The following is a 15,476-nucleotide window of genomic DNA, read 5'->3' as shown; positions in this document are numbered from 1 at the left end:
GAAGAGAGACTGCACATGTTCACTCCCGAAGTCGGATTCCCACTCGGTGACATCCCCGGGGCTCATGCCGCGGAGCGTCCGGACGCCGTCGCGGTGCGCGCGGACGACGAGGAGCTGACCTGGAAAGAGCTGCACCGGGCGAGCACTTCCGCGGCTCTCGGCCTGAAGCTGTCCGGTGTCGAGCGAGGACGCATCGTCGCTCTGATGCTGCCGAACGGCCTGGACGTCGTGGTGGCGGCCTTCGCCTGTCTCAAGGTCGGCGCCGTCCCTCAGCCGCTCTCGACCAGACTCGCGCCGACCGAGGAGGAGGCGATCCTCGAACTGTCCGATCCCGCGGCCGTCGTCGGCCTGGAGAGCGGCGTGCCCCTGGGCGGCGGGCGGTTCCGGTCCACCACGGTCGCGGAGCTGCGCCGGCTCGGCGGGGCAGACGCCGACGTCGCGACGGAGATCGCCCCGTCGTGGAAGGCGCCGACCTCAGGAGGATCCACCGGCAGGCCGAAGATCATCCTCTCCGGCTCGCCGGGAACGTTCAACGCCTTCGACACGGAAGCCTGGGGCCTCAGCCACGGTGAGCAGGTACTCATCACGGCGCCGGTCCACCACAACGCGCCCTTCTCCACGGCCATGACGGCCCTGTTCAACGGGGGCACCGTCACGCTCCTGGGCAGGTTCGACGCGGAGCGGGTACTGGCCGAGGCCGACCGGCACGCGATCACCTGGATGTACATGGTGCCGACCATGATGCGGCGCATCCTGGCACTGCCGGAAGAGACCCGCGAACGCTACGACCTCTCCTCGCTGGTGTCCGTGTGGCACTGCGCGGAACCGTGCCCTCCCGCCGTCAAGCAGGCGTGGATCGACTGGCTCGGCGCGGAGCGGATCTGGGAGCTCTACGCCGGGACCGAGGCCCAGGCCGGATGCACCATCTCGGGCCCGGAGTGGCTTCGGCACCGCGGCTCGGTGGGCCGCGTGACCTGGGGCGAGATCAGGATCGTCTCGCTCGACGGCACGCCCGTCACCGAGCCCGGGACCGCCGGTGAGGTCTTCATGCGGGCCGTTCCGGGAAACCCGTCCACCTTCCGCTACATCGGCGCCGAGGTGGAGGAGACCGACGGGTGGTCGACCCTCGGCGACATCGGTGAGTTCGACGCGGACGGGTACCTCTACCTTCGCGACCGCCGCTCGGACATGTTGCTGGTCGGCGGCGTCAACGTCTATCCCGCCGAGATCGAGAGCGCGCTCGCCGGGCACCCCGACGTACTGTCCAGCGCGGTCGTCGGGCTGCCGGACGCCGAACGCGGGAACCGGGTCCACGCCATAGTCCAGGTCGAAGAGATCGGCACGATCACGGCAGAGGAGATCAGCACCTTCCTCGCCGCAAGGCTGTCGCCCCACAAGCGGCCCAGGTCGGTCGAGTTCGTCGACACCCCGCTGCGCAGCGCGGCCGGCAAGCTGAGGCGCTCCGCGCTGCGAGCCGAGCGGCTGGCCGACGCGGGACAGCCCGGGCCGGCGGACGCGGCGCAACCCGACTGACCGGCCGGCGCCCGCCGGCCCCCAACCGGCAGGCCCACACGGCGACATGGCCACCGCGGCGTGAGCACTGCGGTGGCCATGTCCGCGCCCGGAACGGAACCCTGGCTCCCTCTCCGGCGATCAGCGGCGAAGCGGTGCGGTGGCCGGGGGGACGTACTCGTCGCCGGCCGCTGCGTCCTTGCCGGTGCGTGCGCGCCGGGCGAAGGCCCTGCAGATCAGGAATCCGGCCGGCACGCTCAGCAGGCTCGGGGAGGTCAGCGGCCACATGCTCCAGTCCCCGTGGGGGAAGAGCGCGTGGGTGCTGCCCGAGACCAACGGCGAGAGGGCGATGAGGGCCAGGTTGATCACGGTGGTCACCAGGACGCAGTACTTGATCGCAGCGGACGGCACCGACCGCTTGCTCATGCTGAACACAAGCAGCGGCAGCAGCGTCGAGACCGTCTCCGTGTAGGTGATCACCAGCCAGAACTGCGGGTTCACGTCGATCGTCGACGCCGAGATCAGTATGGCGACGATGCCCAGGCACACCATGGCGACCCGGGCCCGCACCGCCCCTCGGTCGCGGGCGCTCGGTTCCACCTCGGAGCTGCCGCCGAGACCCAGGTCGTGCACGATCGACGCTGATCCGGACAGCAGCAGCACGGAGGCGGAGGCGAGAATCGTGAGGAAGACGGCGCACATGATGAAGAACAGGAGCTTGCCCACCTCGCCCGTCTCGCCGCCGTCCAGGGCCATGGCGAGCAATGCCAGGTTCACGCCGCCGAACGGGCCTTCCTGGGCCAGCTCCTCGCGGTCGACCAGAGCGGCGATGCCGAAGCCGAGGAACATGGCCATGCTGACGAGGAAGCACAGAGCGGCAGCCCCCACCCCGGCCGCCCTCCGGGCGGTGCGCGCATCCGGCGATCCGGCCAGACGTACGGCGATGTGCGGCAGGAAGGCGGCACCGAGCAGCACGCAGCCGGCGTAGCTGAGGAGGTCCAGGTGCCCGGCGACGCCCCCTCCGAAGAGGCCGCCGGTGCCGAGATATGCCCCGGTGCCCCCCTGTTGCCGCTCCGCGGCCTCCAGCAGGGTGCCGATGTCACCGTCGAAGCGCAGCAGCACCATTCCCGCCATCACGGGGGCGATCAGCAGGAAGGAAGCGGCGGTGCCGATCTGGTGCAAGGTCGCGCCGCGGGCGGCACCTATCGCCGCACAGGCGAGGATCAGTCCGCCGGCCAGTACGATCAACAGCCGCCGGGAGAACGGATCGCTCAGCCCGATGAGTTGGGCGGCGTGTCCGAGCGGCTGGAGTTGCGCGATGAGCAGGGGCAGGACGGCCACCAGACACGCGGCTCCCACCCAGCGCTTGGCGGACCCGTGCGGCAGGTGGCGGGTGACCATCTCACCGAACGTCCGGCCTCTGACTTCGGGCAGCCCACCGGCCAGCCATCGTCGCATCAGCACGGGAGACGCGGCCGCGCAAACGAAGAGGATCACGCCGTCGACACCGCTGACGGCAACCGTGCCGAGCAGGTAGAGCACGGCGGCGGTGGGCATGATCTCGCTGGCGAACGCCAGGCCCGTGGGCACGGTGCCGAGCTGTTTGCCCTCGCGGAAGAATCCGTCGCCGAGGCGCAGATCCGGGCTGACCCACATCGCGAGGAACAGGCAGGCGGCTATGAACAGCATGAACAGGGACACGGCGAGGAAGCGCGGTTCGAGGAAGTCACTCATGGGTCGAACAGCCTGCTCGGTGAAGGGGGGTCATGTCGGTTGGTCGCTCCGGTGATGAGCGCAGGCGTCGGGGCGGCCTGCGCTCTCGGGGTTTCGGCGTAGCCGTTGAGGTTACCGGAGGTGACCTGATGACCAATGAGTTCGGTCTCCCCGTTACACCGTCCTCACATGGGCTTATGAGCGTGATCAAAGACATCGGGCCTGTGTTGTGAGGATGTGACGGGCGAGATGACGGACCGGCAGGTGAGTGTGAACTTCGCCCTCCTTCACGCGCGTTGACACATCGCCTGCCGCCGCGCCGCCCGACTCCGCCCGGAGGCCCGAAGACCCGGAGGCCCGGAGGACCGGAGGACCGGAGACCCGGAGACCCGGAGGACCGGAGACAAGCAAGGAGCCGATGCCCGCGCCGTCGAGTCGGTCGTGCCGGACGGTCCGCGGCGGCCACGCCCCGGGCCGCCCACAACAAAGCGGGGCCGTCCGACCCGGCTTGTCCCGGGCGGCCCGGAAGGATGTCGCTGCGCCCGGTCCTTATTTCTGAGCGGTCCGGGACGAGGGAGATGCCGCGGTGCCCTCGGCCAGCGCCGCCTGGACGATGCGGACGGCCTCGTCGGCGTCGATGCCTGCGCTCGCGATGACGGCGGCGTACTCGGCGGCGGCCCGGCGTGCCCGTTCGCGTCCCTGCTCGCCGGCCGCGGAGACGAACGAGCCGGCCGATCCGCGGGTCTCGATCAGCCCCGCTTCCTCCAGCTCCCGGTAGGTCCGGCCGACGGTGTTGACCGCCAGACCGAGGTCCGCGGCCAGGCGGCGGATGGTCGGCAGCCGGGTGCCCACGGCAAGTGTGCGGTCCTGGATCTGCCGGGCGAGCTGGGCGCGGAGCTGCTCGAACGGCGGGACGGGCGAGGCCGAGTCGATGACGATCATCGGCTCACCGGGGCGCGAGCGGCGTGCCGCGCCGCCGTGCCGCCAGAGCGGTTCCCACAGTGATCAGCGCCAGCGTGACGGCGCCCAGTGCGACGAAGAGACACCAGGCAATGATCCACCAGCGAGGCACGGCGTCGAGCACCGAGGCGGCCGGCAGACACCACACGACGGTCGGCGTGGTGACATGGCGGGCGTCCTCGACCCGCATGATGACGTCGGTGGCCAGCGAGACCTCGTCGTCGGCCACGACCGGGTGCGTCAGAACATGGCGCAGCTGGACAGCCGTGCCGAACGCGACCCCGCACAGCCCGACGATCAGGACGAGTGCCGCGTACCGCGCCGTGGAATCCAGCGTGGTCAGGGCGCCGATCGCCAGCACCAGCGTGCCCGCGAACGTGGCGGCGGCGAACACCGCACGCGGCACGCCGACCACTGTCCGCCAGCCGGGGCGGACCGGGTGGGCCGCCCGTCGCGGCAACGTCGCGCCGAGGCGCCGGTCGGCCCGCCGCACCCGCCGGTCCAGCAGGGACTGGGCCAGCACCAGGCCCGCCACCACCGCAGTCAGGACCAGCAGCGGCCAGTGCCGGTAGGCCCCCGGCCCGTCGACCGCGCCGGGAGACCGGGCGACGCTGTAGACGAGGGCGACCGCGATGATGAACGCGGCCAGCAGGACGCCGGAGGCCAGCCGGCTGCCGCTCCGCACCGCCAGACGCGCGGCCAGCAGCGGTGTAGGCCGCGCGTCGTTCAGGCCGTGCCCGACCAGCCACACGCGGGCCCGCTCGAGATCCGCCGGACGCACCGGCCGCTCAGTCATCCGACGGCCCTTCCTTCCACCATGACGAGTCCCTTCACCATGACGAGCTCCCACGCCCTTGCCCGGCAGCTTGTCTCAAATCTTGTCGCAACATCGTGCGTCATGCCTTGCGACAAGTCAACGGGCGCGGAGCGGCGGCGCCCCCCTGCCGCCCCCGTCCGCCGACGGCCACTGGTACGGCGCACGACCGCGCGCCCCCGGTCGGGGGCCGCCGCCGGTCCCACTCGCCGCCGGCCCCCACTCGGTGTCGGCGATCGCAGTGCGGGAGCACGACCCCCTTCACGGCGTCGACGGATCAGCGCCCCACGGCCGGCCGATGGGCCGTATGACGATCTCGTTGCAGCGGTCGGGAGCAACGCGGCGGGGTCCGGCGGAAGCTCGTGGAGCCGACGAGAAATCGGAGGAGATCTGCGCAACTATGCGGAACACTCGGGCCGGCCGATGAGTTCTGCCTGGCATGCCGGTCGTCACCGGTGCCCACACCCACGTCCGTCCCGACGGCCCTCGGCTGCCCGAGGCGACTGTGACCAGAAACCCAACGAGGTGCTGCCGTGTCAGCTGCGATACAAGAACGTCCGGCCAAGCAGGCCGGACGAACACCGCCGGTGGTGCGGCTGCTGGTGCTGGCCACGTTCGTGGTGATCCTCAACGAGACCATCATGATCAACGCCATTCCGCGTCTGATGTCCTCGTTCCGCATCACCGAGCAGTCGGCGCAGTGGGTGTCCACCGCGTTCATGCTCACCATGGCCGCCGTGATTCCGGTCACCGGCTGGTTCCTGCAGCGGGTCACCACCCGCCGGGCCTACGCGATGGCGATGGGTGTGTTCCTCGCGGGCACCGGCCTGTCGGCCGTCGCGCCGTCCTTCGCAGTGCTGCTGCTCGGCCGGATCGTGCAGGCCGCGGGCACGGCCGTGATGTTGCCGCTGCTGATGACCTCGCTGATGATCGTGGTGGCCGAGCACGACCGCGGCCGGGTGATGGGCAACGTCACCCTGGCGATCTCGGTGGCGCCCGCGCTCGGACCTGCCGTGTCGGGGCTGATCCTGCAACTCGGCTCCTGGCGGCTGCTGTTCGTGGTCGTCCTGCCGATCGCGGCTCTGGTGACCGTGTTCGGGCTGCGCAAGCTGGAGAACATCAGCGACCCGCAGACGAGCTCCATCGACTGGTTCAGCGTGGGCGTGGCGGCGCTCGGCTTCGGCGGTCTGGTGTACGGCCTGAGCCTCTTCGGCGGCAGCGGCGGCGACGTCGGGGCCGGCATCGGCATCGTCGTCGCCGGGGTCGCGACCATCGCGGTCTTCGTGATCCGTCAGCTCAAGCTGCAACGCAGAGGTGTGCCACTGCTGGACATGCGCATCCTCGGGAACCGCACCTACCGCCTGTCCCTGATCCTCATGTCCGTCGGGTTCCTGGCGATGCTCGGATCGATGATCCTGCTGCCGCTGTATCTGCAGAACCTGCGCGGACTCAGCCCGCTGCAGACCGGCATGCTGGTCATGCCGGGCGGTCTGGCCATGGGCCTGCTGGGGCCGACCGTCGGAAAGCTCTTCGACCGGTTCGGCAGCCGGCCGCTGGTGCTGCCCGGCTCGATCGTCACCCTGCTCGCCCTCGTCGGGTTCACCCAGGTCTCGATGACGATGCCGTACTGGCAGGTGCTGGGACTGCACGCACTGCTGATGGTCAGTCTGGCGGCGACGTTCACGCCGGTCTTCACGCTCGGCCTGGGCGGACTGCCCCCGCACCTGTACTCGCACGGCAGCTCGATGCTCGGGACGTTGCAGCAGGTCGCCGCGGCGTTCGGGACCGCGCTCGTGGTGACCGTGATGTCCGCGCGGACCAGCCACCTGGTGGCCGAAGGCGTCGCCGCGGTGCCCGCGCAGGTGAGCGGGATGAAGCTGGCCTTCGGCGTCGCGGCCGCCCTGGCCGTGGTGACGGTCGTCGTCGCGGCGAGGCTCCCGCGCCGGATCGCGGACGCCGGCACCCATGACGAGGGCGTCGCGGAAGCGGTCCCGCCCACCGGGGGAGCCGTCAAGCAGCAGCACACCGCGGCGCCCGTGAAGAGCGACGAGGGACTCTGACTGCACACCTGAATCGTGTCCGCCCGGTGTCTGCCATTGGAAGGGCGTGGCAGGCGCCAGGTGGACGGGGTTGCTGCCGCCGGGTAACCGGCAGGAATGATCCTTTCGTGGGAGCTGTTGCCGGAGTCGAACCTGCGTGAGGCCATCGATGTCCTCGTAAGCGTGGTGGAGGCCGCGGGCGCACTGATCATTTTTGTCGGCGCGTGCTGGTCGTTCGTGCGTTTCATCGCGGCCGTGACGCGTGGCGGGAAGCACGGGAAGGGCTTCAACCGGATCCGCCTGACGCTGGGCAGGTTCCTCGTACTGGGACTCGAATTCCAGCTGGCGGGCGATGTGCTGCGTACCGCGGTCTCGCCCGGATTCACCGAGATCGGACAGCTCGCCGCGATCGCCGCCATCCGGACGGCGCTCAACTACTTCTTGGGCCGTGAGATCGCTCATGAACGTGCCGAGTTGGAGCGGGAAGCGGAAGGAGAGCGGCAGCACGCGGAGGCCGGTCCCGGCGAACGGAAGGCGCCCTAGCGTGAAAGCGGCGATCGAAGCGGCCGCGCTGCTCGTCACCGCGGCCGGCGTGGTGACCTTCCTGGCGGCCTATGTGACCACGCGCGCGATCCGCACCGCCCTGCCCGTCCTTCTGGACTTCTTCATGTCGGCCGGCTTGATCCGCCTCGCGGGCGATCTGTCCTGGGACGCCATCCTGCTGACGGTCGCGATCATCGCCGTCCGCAAGGTGGCTGCGTTCGGCGTCGCCGAAAGCGGCGAGGCGAGGGCAGGGACGGCTCCGGTCCCGCGCCCTTGAGCGCGCGGCGGGGCGGCAGCCCGTCCCGCCCGGCGCGAGGCCGTCTGGTGCGCCCGTCACCGTTCTCACACAATGGGCAGGCTCGGACAGACCGGCCGATGACGGGCCCAACACGCAAGCAGCGGCGGGCGGTTGGCGGCATGCCCGAGTGCCCGGGACCGGCCGGGCTGCGGGCCGGGCTTCTGCGCAGTGCCCCGGCCGGCCGGACTGCCCGTCGGACCATCGGCTCCAACAGCCCAGGAGGACTCGACGATGAGATCACGAAGCTGCCGAAGACCTGACGCGGACCGGCGCGGCACACTGCGCGGGCGCCTCGCCGCGGGTGCCGCCCTGCTCGCGGTGATGCTGCTCGGGGCGCTGCCCGCGCAGGCCGCACATGCCGCACATGCCGCACATGCCGCACCCGACGCGGGAACGCCCGGCACGGCCGGCCCCGCCACGCAGGACCGGGACCGGGACGCCGCCACGCAGGACCGGGACGCGGGACCGGCCGCCGGCCAGGTGGCCGTCCGGGGCGGCGACTCCCTCTACGCTGCGGGGCGCGTGTGCACCGTCGGCTTCAACGCCACCAACGGCGGCACCGACTACGCCATCGTCTCCGGCCGCTGCGTGACGGGGGCGGACACCTGGTACGCCGATCCCGCAATGACCGTCCCCGTCGGCTCGACGGCCGGATCGTCCTTCCCCGGCAACGACTACGGGCTGATCCGCTACACGAACCCCGACGTCGCACGGCCGGGCGAGGTGGAGACCGGCGCAGGCGGACCTGTCGACATCACCCGCAGTGCCTCGCCCGCCGTCGGCCAGTCGATGTGCCACGCGGGACGGGTGAGCGGCCTGCAGTGCGGCACCGTCCAGGCGGTCAACGTCTCGGTCAACTACCCGGAGGGCACCGTCAGCGGCCTTTTCCGCTCCACCGCGCACTCGGAGCCGGGCGACGAGGGCGGTCCCGCCTTCTCCGGGGGCACGGCGCTCGGCTTCATCGTCGGGGCCGGCAGCGGGTCGACCTTCTACCAGCCCGTCGGGGAAGTTCTCGCGGCCTACGGCCTGGCCCTCTCCTGAAACGCGCGCACCACGGGCGGAGATCCGCCCACCGGCCACCGCCCGGGCTGAGCAGGCCGGGCGGCGGCCGTGCCGGGCCGCGGTGTGCGAGCCGGTCCGTCCGGCTGTCAACCGTCCCTGGCCGACTTCGGTTCGGCCCCGGTGGACTCCGCCGGGGCCGGTCGTTCCCGGTCGCGTCCGGAACCGGCCCGCGCAGCACCGGGCGGAGGACCGGGATAATCGTTTGCAAGCCGGGCCACCGCTCAGCATCGTGAACCCGGTGAGCGACGTACCCGAACGCTGGAGCCAGGCCGCCGTCCACCCCGACATGTGGGCGGACCCCGACGAGGATCCCCGCAACAAGGACGGAGCCGCCCCGGAGGGCGAGTTGGCGACGCTGCGGGACTTCCTGCGGGACTACCGGCTGACGCTGCGGATGAAGTGCGACGGGCTGGGTCCGCAGGAACTGGCGCGCAGGTCGGTGCCGCCGTCGACGATGTCCTTGCTCGGTCTGGTCCGTCATCTCGCCGAGGTGGAGCGTGACTGGCGCAACTGGATCACTCCCGGTGATCCGGCACCGAAGCTGTACGGGGCGCGTGACGCCGACTTCGAGCAGGCAGTCGGGGAACAGGCGGCGGTCGAGGCCGCGTTCGCCGACCTGGAGCGGGAACAGGCGCAAACCGACGCGGCGTTGGCCGAGTACGCGGATCCGGGCGCACGGGTGGTGGGGCAGGACGGCACCGCTGTACGGGAGTTGTGGGTCCACCGGATCGAGGAGTACGCCCGCCACTGCGGGCACGCCGACCTGCTGCGCGAACGCGTCGACGGCCGGGTGGGGCAGTAGCGCCCGCCCGTGGAACTCCGGCCGCTGCGCGGCCCCGTGGCCGTGCGCGGCCTTCAGCTCACCTGTCTTCCCGACGTCGGGGGGAGAAGCCGCTGACGTCGCCCGGGAGTCAGAGGCCGGCGAGCAGCCCGTCCAGTGGGGCGGGTGTGCGGTCGGGGTCGAGGGCCTCGACGAGGACGCGGCCGTAGCGGATCTTGCGTCCCTTCTTGGTGCCGAGGAAGCGCCGCAGCTGCTGCTGCGAGGTGCGTCCGCGCTGGGCGGGCTGACGCAGGAAGATCTGCAGGGAACGCAGGTCGCCCTCCGCGCGGACGAGTTCCTCCACCCGTTCCACGCCCAGCGCCCGGATGAGTTCGTCCTCCAGGTCCGCAGCGCAGACGAAGAACTCCGGCCGGGCCGCGCTCCCCTGCTCCAGGCCGCGCGCGTAGTAGCGGCTCTCCGCCTCGTCGCACAGGCCCGTCAGACGAAGGCCCAGGCCGGAACGCCCGAGGACGCGGGTGAAGCGTCCCACGCTCATCGCACCGCCGACCGGCAGGACGCAGACTCCTTCCTCGTCCAGGTTCCTGCCGCGGGCCGCGGCCAGCGCGCTGACCGCTGCGACGTCGCTCGGCCCCTCCAGCAGGACCGCTGTCCGGACGGGCAGCCGCGCGGCGAGCTCGCGTGCGGGGCCGCCGTGGCCACCTGCCGCCCATGCGGTGACCGCCTCCCGGAACTCCCCCATGCCGTCCATGCGATGAGTCTCCGTCCTTCCGGAGCCGGAAGGAACGGATTTTCCGGCAGCGGAGCGCCCGGCGGCCCGCACGCCTTTGGCGGCAACTCGCTCCGCGCGTGCGGTCCTCAGGGGTTCTTCGTCATGAACACCCTCGTCATGAACACCTGCCGGTCCCTGGCGGGAGGCAGGGAATCGCGCCGAGGACCGACCAGCCGTTCTTGTGTCCTTCCTGCTCCGCTCCACTGCTCCTCTCCGCTGCCGCACGGCGCGGAGATCGCGGAATGTCTCAACAGCCGTCCACCGGCCGGTACCCGGGCGGAGGACGTGGGGTGCCGCACAGCACGGACCGGACCTGCCCGGGGTGCGGGCAGTGCGGCGCGGCGAGCCCGCTGAGACGCATCCGCGGACGGACGCCGGACCCGCGGACCTGCCGCCGCCGTCCGTACTGCCGCGCCTCCGGGCATCACGGGAGCGGGGTTCCGCCGGTCGCGTTGATGATCTCGGCGGTGATGTAGCTGGATTCCGGTGAGGCGAGGAAGACGTAGGCCGGCGCCATCTCGGCGGGCTGGCCCGCACGGCCGATGGGGGCCTGCTTGCCGAACTCCGAGGTGTCGGGAAGCGTCGCGGGGATCAGCGGCGTCCACACCGGGCCCGGCGCCACCGCGTTGACGCGGATGCCCCGCTCCACGAGCATCGCCGCCAGCCCCTGCGTGAAGTTGACGATCCCGCCCTTGGTCATGGCGTAGTCCAGCAGATGCGGACTGGGCTTGTACGCCTGCACCGACGTGGTGTTGATGATGGTCCCGCCCTCGGGGATGTGCGGAAGGGCGAGCTTGGACAGCCAGAACATGCCGTAGAGATTGGTTCGTACTACCCGGTCGAACTGTTCGGTGGTGATGTGCTCGATGCCGTCCGGCTGGGACATCTGATACGCCGCGTTGTTGACCAGGACGTCGATGCGGCCGAACTCGCCGACGGCCGTGTCGATCACGCGCCGGCACTCGTCCTCCTCCCTGATGTCGCACCCCAGGGACACCGCACGGCGGCCGGCGTCCTCCACGAGGCGCACCGTCTCCTCCGCCTCGCCCTGCTCCTCCGGCAGGTACGTCAGCAGCACGTCCGCCCCCTCCCGCGCGAAGGCCAGCGCCACCGCGCGGCCGATGCCGGAGTCCCCACCCGTGATCACGCACTTGCGGTCGGTGAGGCGGCCGCTGCCCTCGTAGCTGGACTCCCCGTGGTCGGGCCGAGGGCTCATCCGGTCGGTGTAGCCGGGATGTTCGTCGTCCTGCTGGGGGAACGGCGGCTGCGGCTGCTGCTCCACGGGGTGATCCGAATCGGTTCCGGGCATCGTGCGCCTCCTCTGGGTCCGGGGGAGGCGCCTGGGTACCCCGCATCGTCCCGCGGATAACAACCGTGCCCGCCGGATGACCAGGACGGAGATGCACAGGCCCGCCGGGGCGGACCGCGGCCCCGCGCGGCAGGACCGCCGCAACTTCCGGTCAGAGGCTTCTCCGCCGCACCCGGCGCCCGAAGCGGACGGGCCGCGGCCCGGGCCGGTCACGGACGACGGGCCGGAAGGGCCGCCGCACTTCGCCTGAGCGCGCACCCGCGGGCGGCGACGCCCGCGCAGACGCCTACTCCGACTCCCGCGCCCGCGCCGCGCAAGCCCCCCGGGCCGGGGCCCGGCCCCGGCACCTCGGTCATGTCACCGCCCGGGGCCCGGCCCCGGCCTGGTCATGCCCGCCGGGAGCCCGGGCTCGTCCCGCCGGTCCCTTTGGCCAGTCGCCGCTCGGCGGGCGAAAGTCCGCCCCACACCCCGTCGTACTCGCCGAAGCCGAACGCCTCGCACCGACTTCTCACAAGGCAGGCGTTGCAGACCGCCTTGGCCTCCTGGATCTGCATGAGCGCCGGTCCCGACGAACCGATCGGAAAGAACAACTCCGGGTCTTCGTCCCGGCACGCGGCCCGGTAGCGCCAGTCCATTGCGCACCCTCCAGAGTGCTCGTGCAGGGGGCACCTGCCGCCGCCTCCACTGTTCGGGACAGCTGTGACACAAGTGTCCGTTCTGCCTCGAAGCTCGTCCATACGTCCGACGTTCACATCCGGTTGACCCGCATGAGACGTTCAAACCGGGGACGCGGCGCCTCCGGGGCCCGTGGCGCGGCCGTCCGGGCCGTGAGCCAAGGGCGCGGCGGTTCCGGAACGTGCGTGAAGCCGTCCGCCTCACGGACGAGTTGCAGTACGTCAGCGAGCTCCTCTGCCTGGAGGAGGACGACGGCACCCGGCCCGAACTGACCGTCTGCGAGGCCTGTTTCGGCGGGTCGGGCGGCCGGCTCGTCGAACGGCACGCGAACGCGGCATGGCGGCGGCCCGACCGCCCTGCCCGGCGGGCACGGTCCTTGCGGGCACGGTCCTTGCGGGCGCGGTTCGACGGGCACGTTCCGGGAGAGATGTCCGGCCCTCACGTGTGCCCTGTGCATGCGGGGCACTCGGGGCCGAAAGTCGTCGACAGGCAGGAGGAGAGTCATGCCTGCTGGAGCGAACGCCAAGCGCGAGAGGCAGTACGAGCACATCAAGGAGGGCGCCGAGAAGCGCGGCGCCTCCGCCGGCCGCGCCGAGGAGTTGGCGTCCCGGACCGTGAACAAGGAGCGCGCGCGCACCGGCGAGGCCCGGCGGGCGAGCCGTACGTCCACGGCGGGCAGGTCCGCACCGGAACGCGGCGGCTGGCGCTCCGGCAACCGGATGGGCCCCAGGGGCGGCCCCACGCGCGATCAGCTCTACAACGAGGCGCAGCAGCGCAACATCAAGGGACGTTCCTCGATGAGCAAGCGCGAGCTGGAGAGGGCCCTCGGCCGCTGATCCCGGGAAGACCGCACCGGAAGACCGACCCTCCGGTGCGGCGGCCGGATGCCGTCGGGGCCCGGCCGGCGGAAGTCCGTGACGCGGCCGCACCAATCGCCGTGCGCGCCGAGTGGCCGGCGCACGCTGCTCGAACTCGCGCCCCACGTCGACGGAATCGACCGGGCCGGCCTCACCGGACTCGTCTCCCGCGCGAGCAGCCAGGCCGAGGTGCTGGAAACCCTGCGTGTAGGGGCCGTCCGGAATCTCACCCGCGACTGAGGCGCCCGAACAGGCGCGACAGGAGGGACAGGAGGGACATGCAGAACAGACAGGACTGGCGCGTCTGACGGGTCAGCTCGACCCAGGTGGGGCAAGTGGGGGTGCACCGGCCCCGGCGGCTCGACTCCCGGAGTGGTGAAGGAAGTTGCCCTTCAGTGGCGCTCCGGTCGCTGTCGGGTTGCTGTCCGGCCGTCGGCGGCAGGGCAGTTCACAGTCCGAGGGGTGGCGGATCGGTAGTGATGACGAAAGGCGGAGGTGAGGACATTGCGACCCGGCGGGGACTCTGACGGCACGGATCCCGGCGAGCCGGAGGAGGGGCCTGCGGAGCCGGAAGAGGACGACCGCGACCGCCGGTGGCGCGGTTTCGTGGCCGAGGCGGCCATCCCGCCGCCGGACCAGCCCGCGGACGGCATACCGGCGGGGCTGTGCGCCGCATGTGTGCGGCTGCTCCGGACGGCCGGCGGATCGCTTTCGCTGACCGGCGGAGAGCAACGGTCACATGTGACCCTGTGCGCGAGCGACGGCATCGCCGCACAACTGGCGGAGATCCAGTACACGCTGGGCGAGGGCCCGTGGCACTGTGCGACCCGGTCGGGAGAGCCGGTGGCCGCCGCCGACCTCACGGCCGGACCGGACACGCGGCGGTGGCCGGTCTTCGCCCGCCATGCCGTCGAAGCGGGTGCCGGCTCCGCCTTCTCGTTCCCGATGAGCCAGGGCAGCCGCGTGCTGGGCACGGTCGACCTTTACAACTCCGGGCCCAGCACCCTGGAGGAGCCTGATTTCCGGCTGGGCATGCGCGCGGCCGACGTCCTCTGCCTGAGACTCGTCAGCCTCCACCGGGATCAGCCGCGGGAGGACGAACAGGCGCAAGTGGCCTGGTGGCTGGACGCGGAGGCCAATCACGAGGAGGTCCACCGGGCCGTCGGGATGCTGATGGTGCGGCTCGGTGTGGACGCCGAGGAAGCGATGACGAGGCTTCGGGCACGTGCGTTCTCCCTGGGCAGGACCGTCACCGAGGTGGCGGCGGATGTGGCCGGGGGCAGGGACGACTTCCGCGCCGGAGAGTAGTCGCGGGGCCGTCCGGATGTCCGCGTCGGCCTGCGCTGCGACGGCGGGCCCGGGCCACGCTCCACGACGGCGAACTGCGAAGCCTGTGCGAACGGTTGGGCATGCGGCCGACTGCGCGGGACGGGTGGGGGTCTGCCCCAGGCTCGGGCCGTGGTGAACCTGGGGCAGACGTGTTGGCCGGCCGCGGGACGGAAGGAAAGGTGCCGGCCGATGTCGTGGTCGCGTCGCCGGGTGCCGGGTGCCGTGTGCCAGGCGCTGGTGCCCGGGACCGTGTGGCCGCGGAACGCGGAACGGGGAGGCGTGACCGGGCAGTCGCCCGACCTCGCCGCGGGTTCGCGAACGGGTCGGGCGTGCGCTCCCATGTCCGGTCGTCCCTGGCCCTGTCGCGTGCGGAAGGGCTGCTGCCGGGGTCAGGCGGCGGTGAGTTCGGGCCGGTGTTCGCCGGTGTCGTCTTCGCGGTCCGTGCCGGCGTCGACCTCCTGCTGGATCCGCTCGCACGTCCGGCTGATCAGACGCGAGACGTGCATCTGCGAGATACCCAGCTGATCAGCGATCCTCGTCTGCGTCATGTCGCAGAAGAACCGCATGTACAGAATGCGGCGCTCCCGCTCCGGCAGCCGCTCCAACCGCGGCTTGACCGACTCCCGGTAGATCACATGATCGAACCCCGGCTCACTGCGCCCCAGCGTGTCCGCCAGCGAATACCCGTCATCCGACCCCGGCAACTGCGCATCCAGCGACAACGTGCTGTAACTCTCCAGAGCCTCCAGCCCCACCAGCACATCCTCCTGCGACATCCGCGCATGCTCCGCGATCTGCGCCACCGACGGAGCACG

The 15,476-nt window shown here is 71.5% G+C and carries 15 protein-coding genes; 8 read left to right on the top strand and 7 right to left on the bottom strand.

The genetic code is table 11. From position 1 onward, the window contains the following. The first annotated feature begins 15 nt into the window (after positions 1-15). The gene (locus H180DRAFT_RS15815) at positions 16-1,533 is read left to right on the top strand and encodes an AMP-binding protein (protein WP_055486874.1); all 1,518 of its coding nucleotides are present in this window, start codon (positions 16-18) and stop codon (positions 1,531-1,533) included. A gap of 120 nt (positions 1,534-1,653) precedes the next feature. On the opposite strand, the gene H180DRAFT_RS15810 is transcribed toward H180DRAFT_RS15815, so the two are convergent. The 3 genes from H180DRAFT_RS15810 to H180DRAFT_RS15800 form a co-directional block, all read right to left on the bottom strand. Then, positions 1,654-3,246 carry a sodium:solute symporter family transporter gene (locus tag H180DRAFT_RS15810; RefSeq protein ID WP_055486732.1) on the bottom strand — a complete coding sequence of 531 codons (1,593 nt, stop codon included), beginning with the start codon at positions 3,244-3,246 and terminating at the stop codon, positions 1,654-1,656. 528 nt (positions 3,247-3,774) lie between these two features. Continuing rightward, positions 3,775-4,167, bottom strand: a complete 393-nt coding sequence (locus H180DRAFT_RS15805; RefSeq protein WP_055486731.1) for a GntR family transcriptional regulator — start codon at positions 4,165-4,167, stop codon at positions 3,775-3,777. 4 nt (positions 4,168-4,171) lie between these two features. Further along, the gene (locus H180DRAFT_RS15800; RefSeq protein ID WP_055486730.1) at positions 4,172-4,981 is read right to left on the bottom strand and encodes a hypothetical protein; all 810 of its coding nucleotides are present in this window, start codon (positions 4,979-4,981) and stop codon (positions 4,172-4,174) included. A 551-nt stretch (positions 4,982-5,532) separates the two neighbouring features. Between H180DRAFT_RS15800 and H180DRAFT_RS15795 the strand changes: the two genes are divergently transcribed. From H180DRAFT_RS15795 to H180DRAFT_RS15775, 5 genes are all read left to right on the top strand, one after another. Beyond that, the gene (locus tag H180DRAFT_RS15795; protein WP_055486729.1) at positions 5,533-7,059 is read left to right on the top strand and encodes an MDR family MFS transporter; all 1,527 of its coding nucleotides are present in this window, start codon (positions 5,533-5,535) and stop codon (positions 7,057-7,059) included. A 96-nt stretch (positions 7,060-7,155) separates the two neighbouring features. Continuing rightward, complete coding sequence (locus H180DRAFT_RS15790) at positions 7,156-7,581, top strand: DUF1622 domain-containing protein (RefSeq protein WP_055486728.1); 426 nt, start codon at positions 7,156-7,158, stop codon at positions 7,579-7,581. Position 7,582: 1 nt separating this feature from the next. Continuing rightward, on the top strand, positions 7,583-7,858 hold the full coding sequence (locus H180DRAFT_RS15785) for a hypothetical protein (protein WP_055486727.1): 276 nt from the start codon (positions 7,583-7,585) through the stop codon (positions 7,856-7,858). A 252-nt stretch (positions 7,859-8,110) separates the two neighbouring features. Further along, positions 8,111-8,920 (top strand): S1 family peptidase, encoded by an 810-nt coding sequence (locus H180DRAFT_RS29135; protein WP_055486726.1) that lies wholly within the window; start codon positions 8,111-8,113, stop codon positions 8,918-8,920. Positions 8,921-9,179: 259 nt separating this feature from the next. Continuing rightward, complete coding sequence (locus H180DRAFT_RS15775) at positions 9,180-9,743, top strand: DinB family protein (RefSeq protein ID WP_055486725.1); 564 nt, start codon at positions 9,180-9,182, stop codon at positions 9,741-9,743. A gap of 109 nt (positions 9,744-9,852) precedes the next feature. Here H180DRAFT_RS15775 and H180DRAFT_RS15770 read toward each other — a convergent pair whose 3' ends face one another. The 3 genes from H180DRAFT_RS15770 to H180DRAFT_RS15760 all read right to left on the bottom strand — a co-directional run bounded on the left by H180DRAFT_RS15770 (position 9,853) and on the right by H180DRAFT_RS15760 (position 12,435). Next, on the bottom strand, positions 9,853-10,470 hold the full coding sequence (locus H180DRAFT_RS15770; protein ID WP_055486724.1) for a TOPRIM nucleotidyl transferase/hydrolase domain-containing protein: 618 nt from the start codon (positions 10,468-10,470) through the stop codon (positions 9,853-9,855). A gap of 445 nt (positions 10,471-10,915) precedes the next feature. Continuing rightward, positions 10,916-11,800, bottom strand: a complete 885-nt coding sequence (locus tag H180DRAFT_RS15765) for an SDR family oxidoreductase (RefSeq protein ID WP_055486723.1) — start codon at positions 11,798-11,800, stop codon at positions 10,916-10,918. 386 nt (positions 11,801-12,186) lie between these two features. After that, positions 12,187-12,435 (bottom strand): WhiB family transcriptional regulator, encoded by a 249-nt coding sequence (locus H180DRAFT_RS15760; protein WP_055486722.1) that lies wholly within the window; start codon positions 12,433-12,435, stop codon positions 12,187-12,189. A gap of 543 nt (positions 12,436-12,978) precedes the next feature. Between H180DRAFT_RS15760 and H180DRAFT_RS15750 the strand changes: the two genes are divergently transcribed. Both H180DRAFT_RS15750 and H180DRAFT_RS15740 read left to right on the top strand, forming a co-directional pair. Then, positions 12,979-13,311 (top strand): hypothetical protein, encoded by a 333-nt coding sequence (locus H180DRAFT_RS15750; protein ID WP_055486720.1) that lies wholly within the window; start codon positions 12,979-12,981, stop codon positions 13,309-13,311. Positions 13,312-13,836: 525 nt separating this feature from the next. Further along, the gene (locus tag H180DRAFT_RS15740; protein WP_055486718.1) at positions 13,837-14,640 is read left to right on the top strand and encodes a GAF and ANTAR domain-containing protein; all 804 of its coding nucleotides are present in this window, start codon (positions 13,837-13,839) and stop codon (positions 14,638-14,640) included. Between the two features lie 410 nt (positions 14,641-15,050). Here the strand turns inward: H180DRAFT_RS15740 and H180DRAFT_RS15735 are convergent. After that, a partial coding sequence (locus tag H180DRAFT_RS15735) for a sigma-70 family RNA polymerase sigma factor (protein WP_139151395.1) occupies positions 15,051-15,476 on the bottom strand: 426 nt, incomplete at its 5' end.

Source organism: Streptomyces sp. WMMB 322, assembly GCF_900090145.1.
Classification (GTDB): Bacteria; Actinomycetota; Actinomycetes; order Streptomycetales; family Streptomycetaceae; genus Streptomyces.
Note: the sequence above shows the minus strand (reverse complement) of the source record. Positions and strands in the feature narration are given on the sequence as shown.

Excerpts from the sequence above, each read along its gene's own strand:
- H180DRAFT_RS15815 (WP_055486874.1), top strand. The coding sequence starts at position 16 with ATGTTCACTCCCGAAGTCGGATTCCCACTCGGTGACATCCCCGGGGCT.
- H180DRAFT_RS15810 (WP_055486732.1), bottom strand. The coding sequence starts at position 3,246 with ATGAGTGACTTCCTCGAACCGCGCTTCCTCGCCGTGTCCCTGTTCATG.
- H180DRAFT_RS15805 (WP_055486731.1), bottom strand. The coding sequence starts at position 4,167 with ATGATCGTCATCGACTCGGCCTCGCCCGTCCCGCCGTTCGAGCAGCTC.
- H180DRAFT_RS15800 (WP_055486730.1), bottom strand. The coding sequence starts at position 4,981 with ATGACTGAGCGGCCGGTGCGTCCGGCGGATCTCGAGCGGGCCCGCGTG.
- H180DRAFT_RS15790 (WP_055486728.1), top strand. The coding sequence starts at position 7,156 with ATGATCCTTTCGTGGGAGCTGTTGCCGGAGTCGAACCTGCGTGAGGCC.
- H180DRAFT_RS29135 (WP_055486726.1), top strand. The coding sequence starts at position 8,111 with ATGAGATCACGAAGCTGCCGAAGACCTGACGCGGACCGGCGCGGCACA.
- H180DRAFT_RS15770 (WP_055486724.1), bottom strand. The coding sequence starts at position 10,470 with ATGGACGGCATGGGGGAGTTCCGGGAGGCGGTCACCGCATGGGCGGCA.
- H180DRAFT_RS15765 (WP_055486723.1), bottom strand. The coding sequence starts at position 11,800 with ATGCCCGGAACCGATTCGGATCACCCCGTGGAGCAGCAGCCGCAGCCG.
- H180DRAFT_RS15760 (WP_055486722.1), bottom strand. The coding sequence starts at position 12,435 with ATGGACTGGCGCTACCGGGCCGCGTGCCGGGACGAAGACCCGGAGTTG.
- H180DRAFT_RS15750 (WP_055486720.1), top strand. The coding sequence starts at position 12,979 with ATGCCTGCTGGAGCGAACGCCAAGCGCGAGAGGCAGTACGAGCACATC.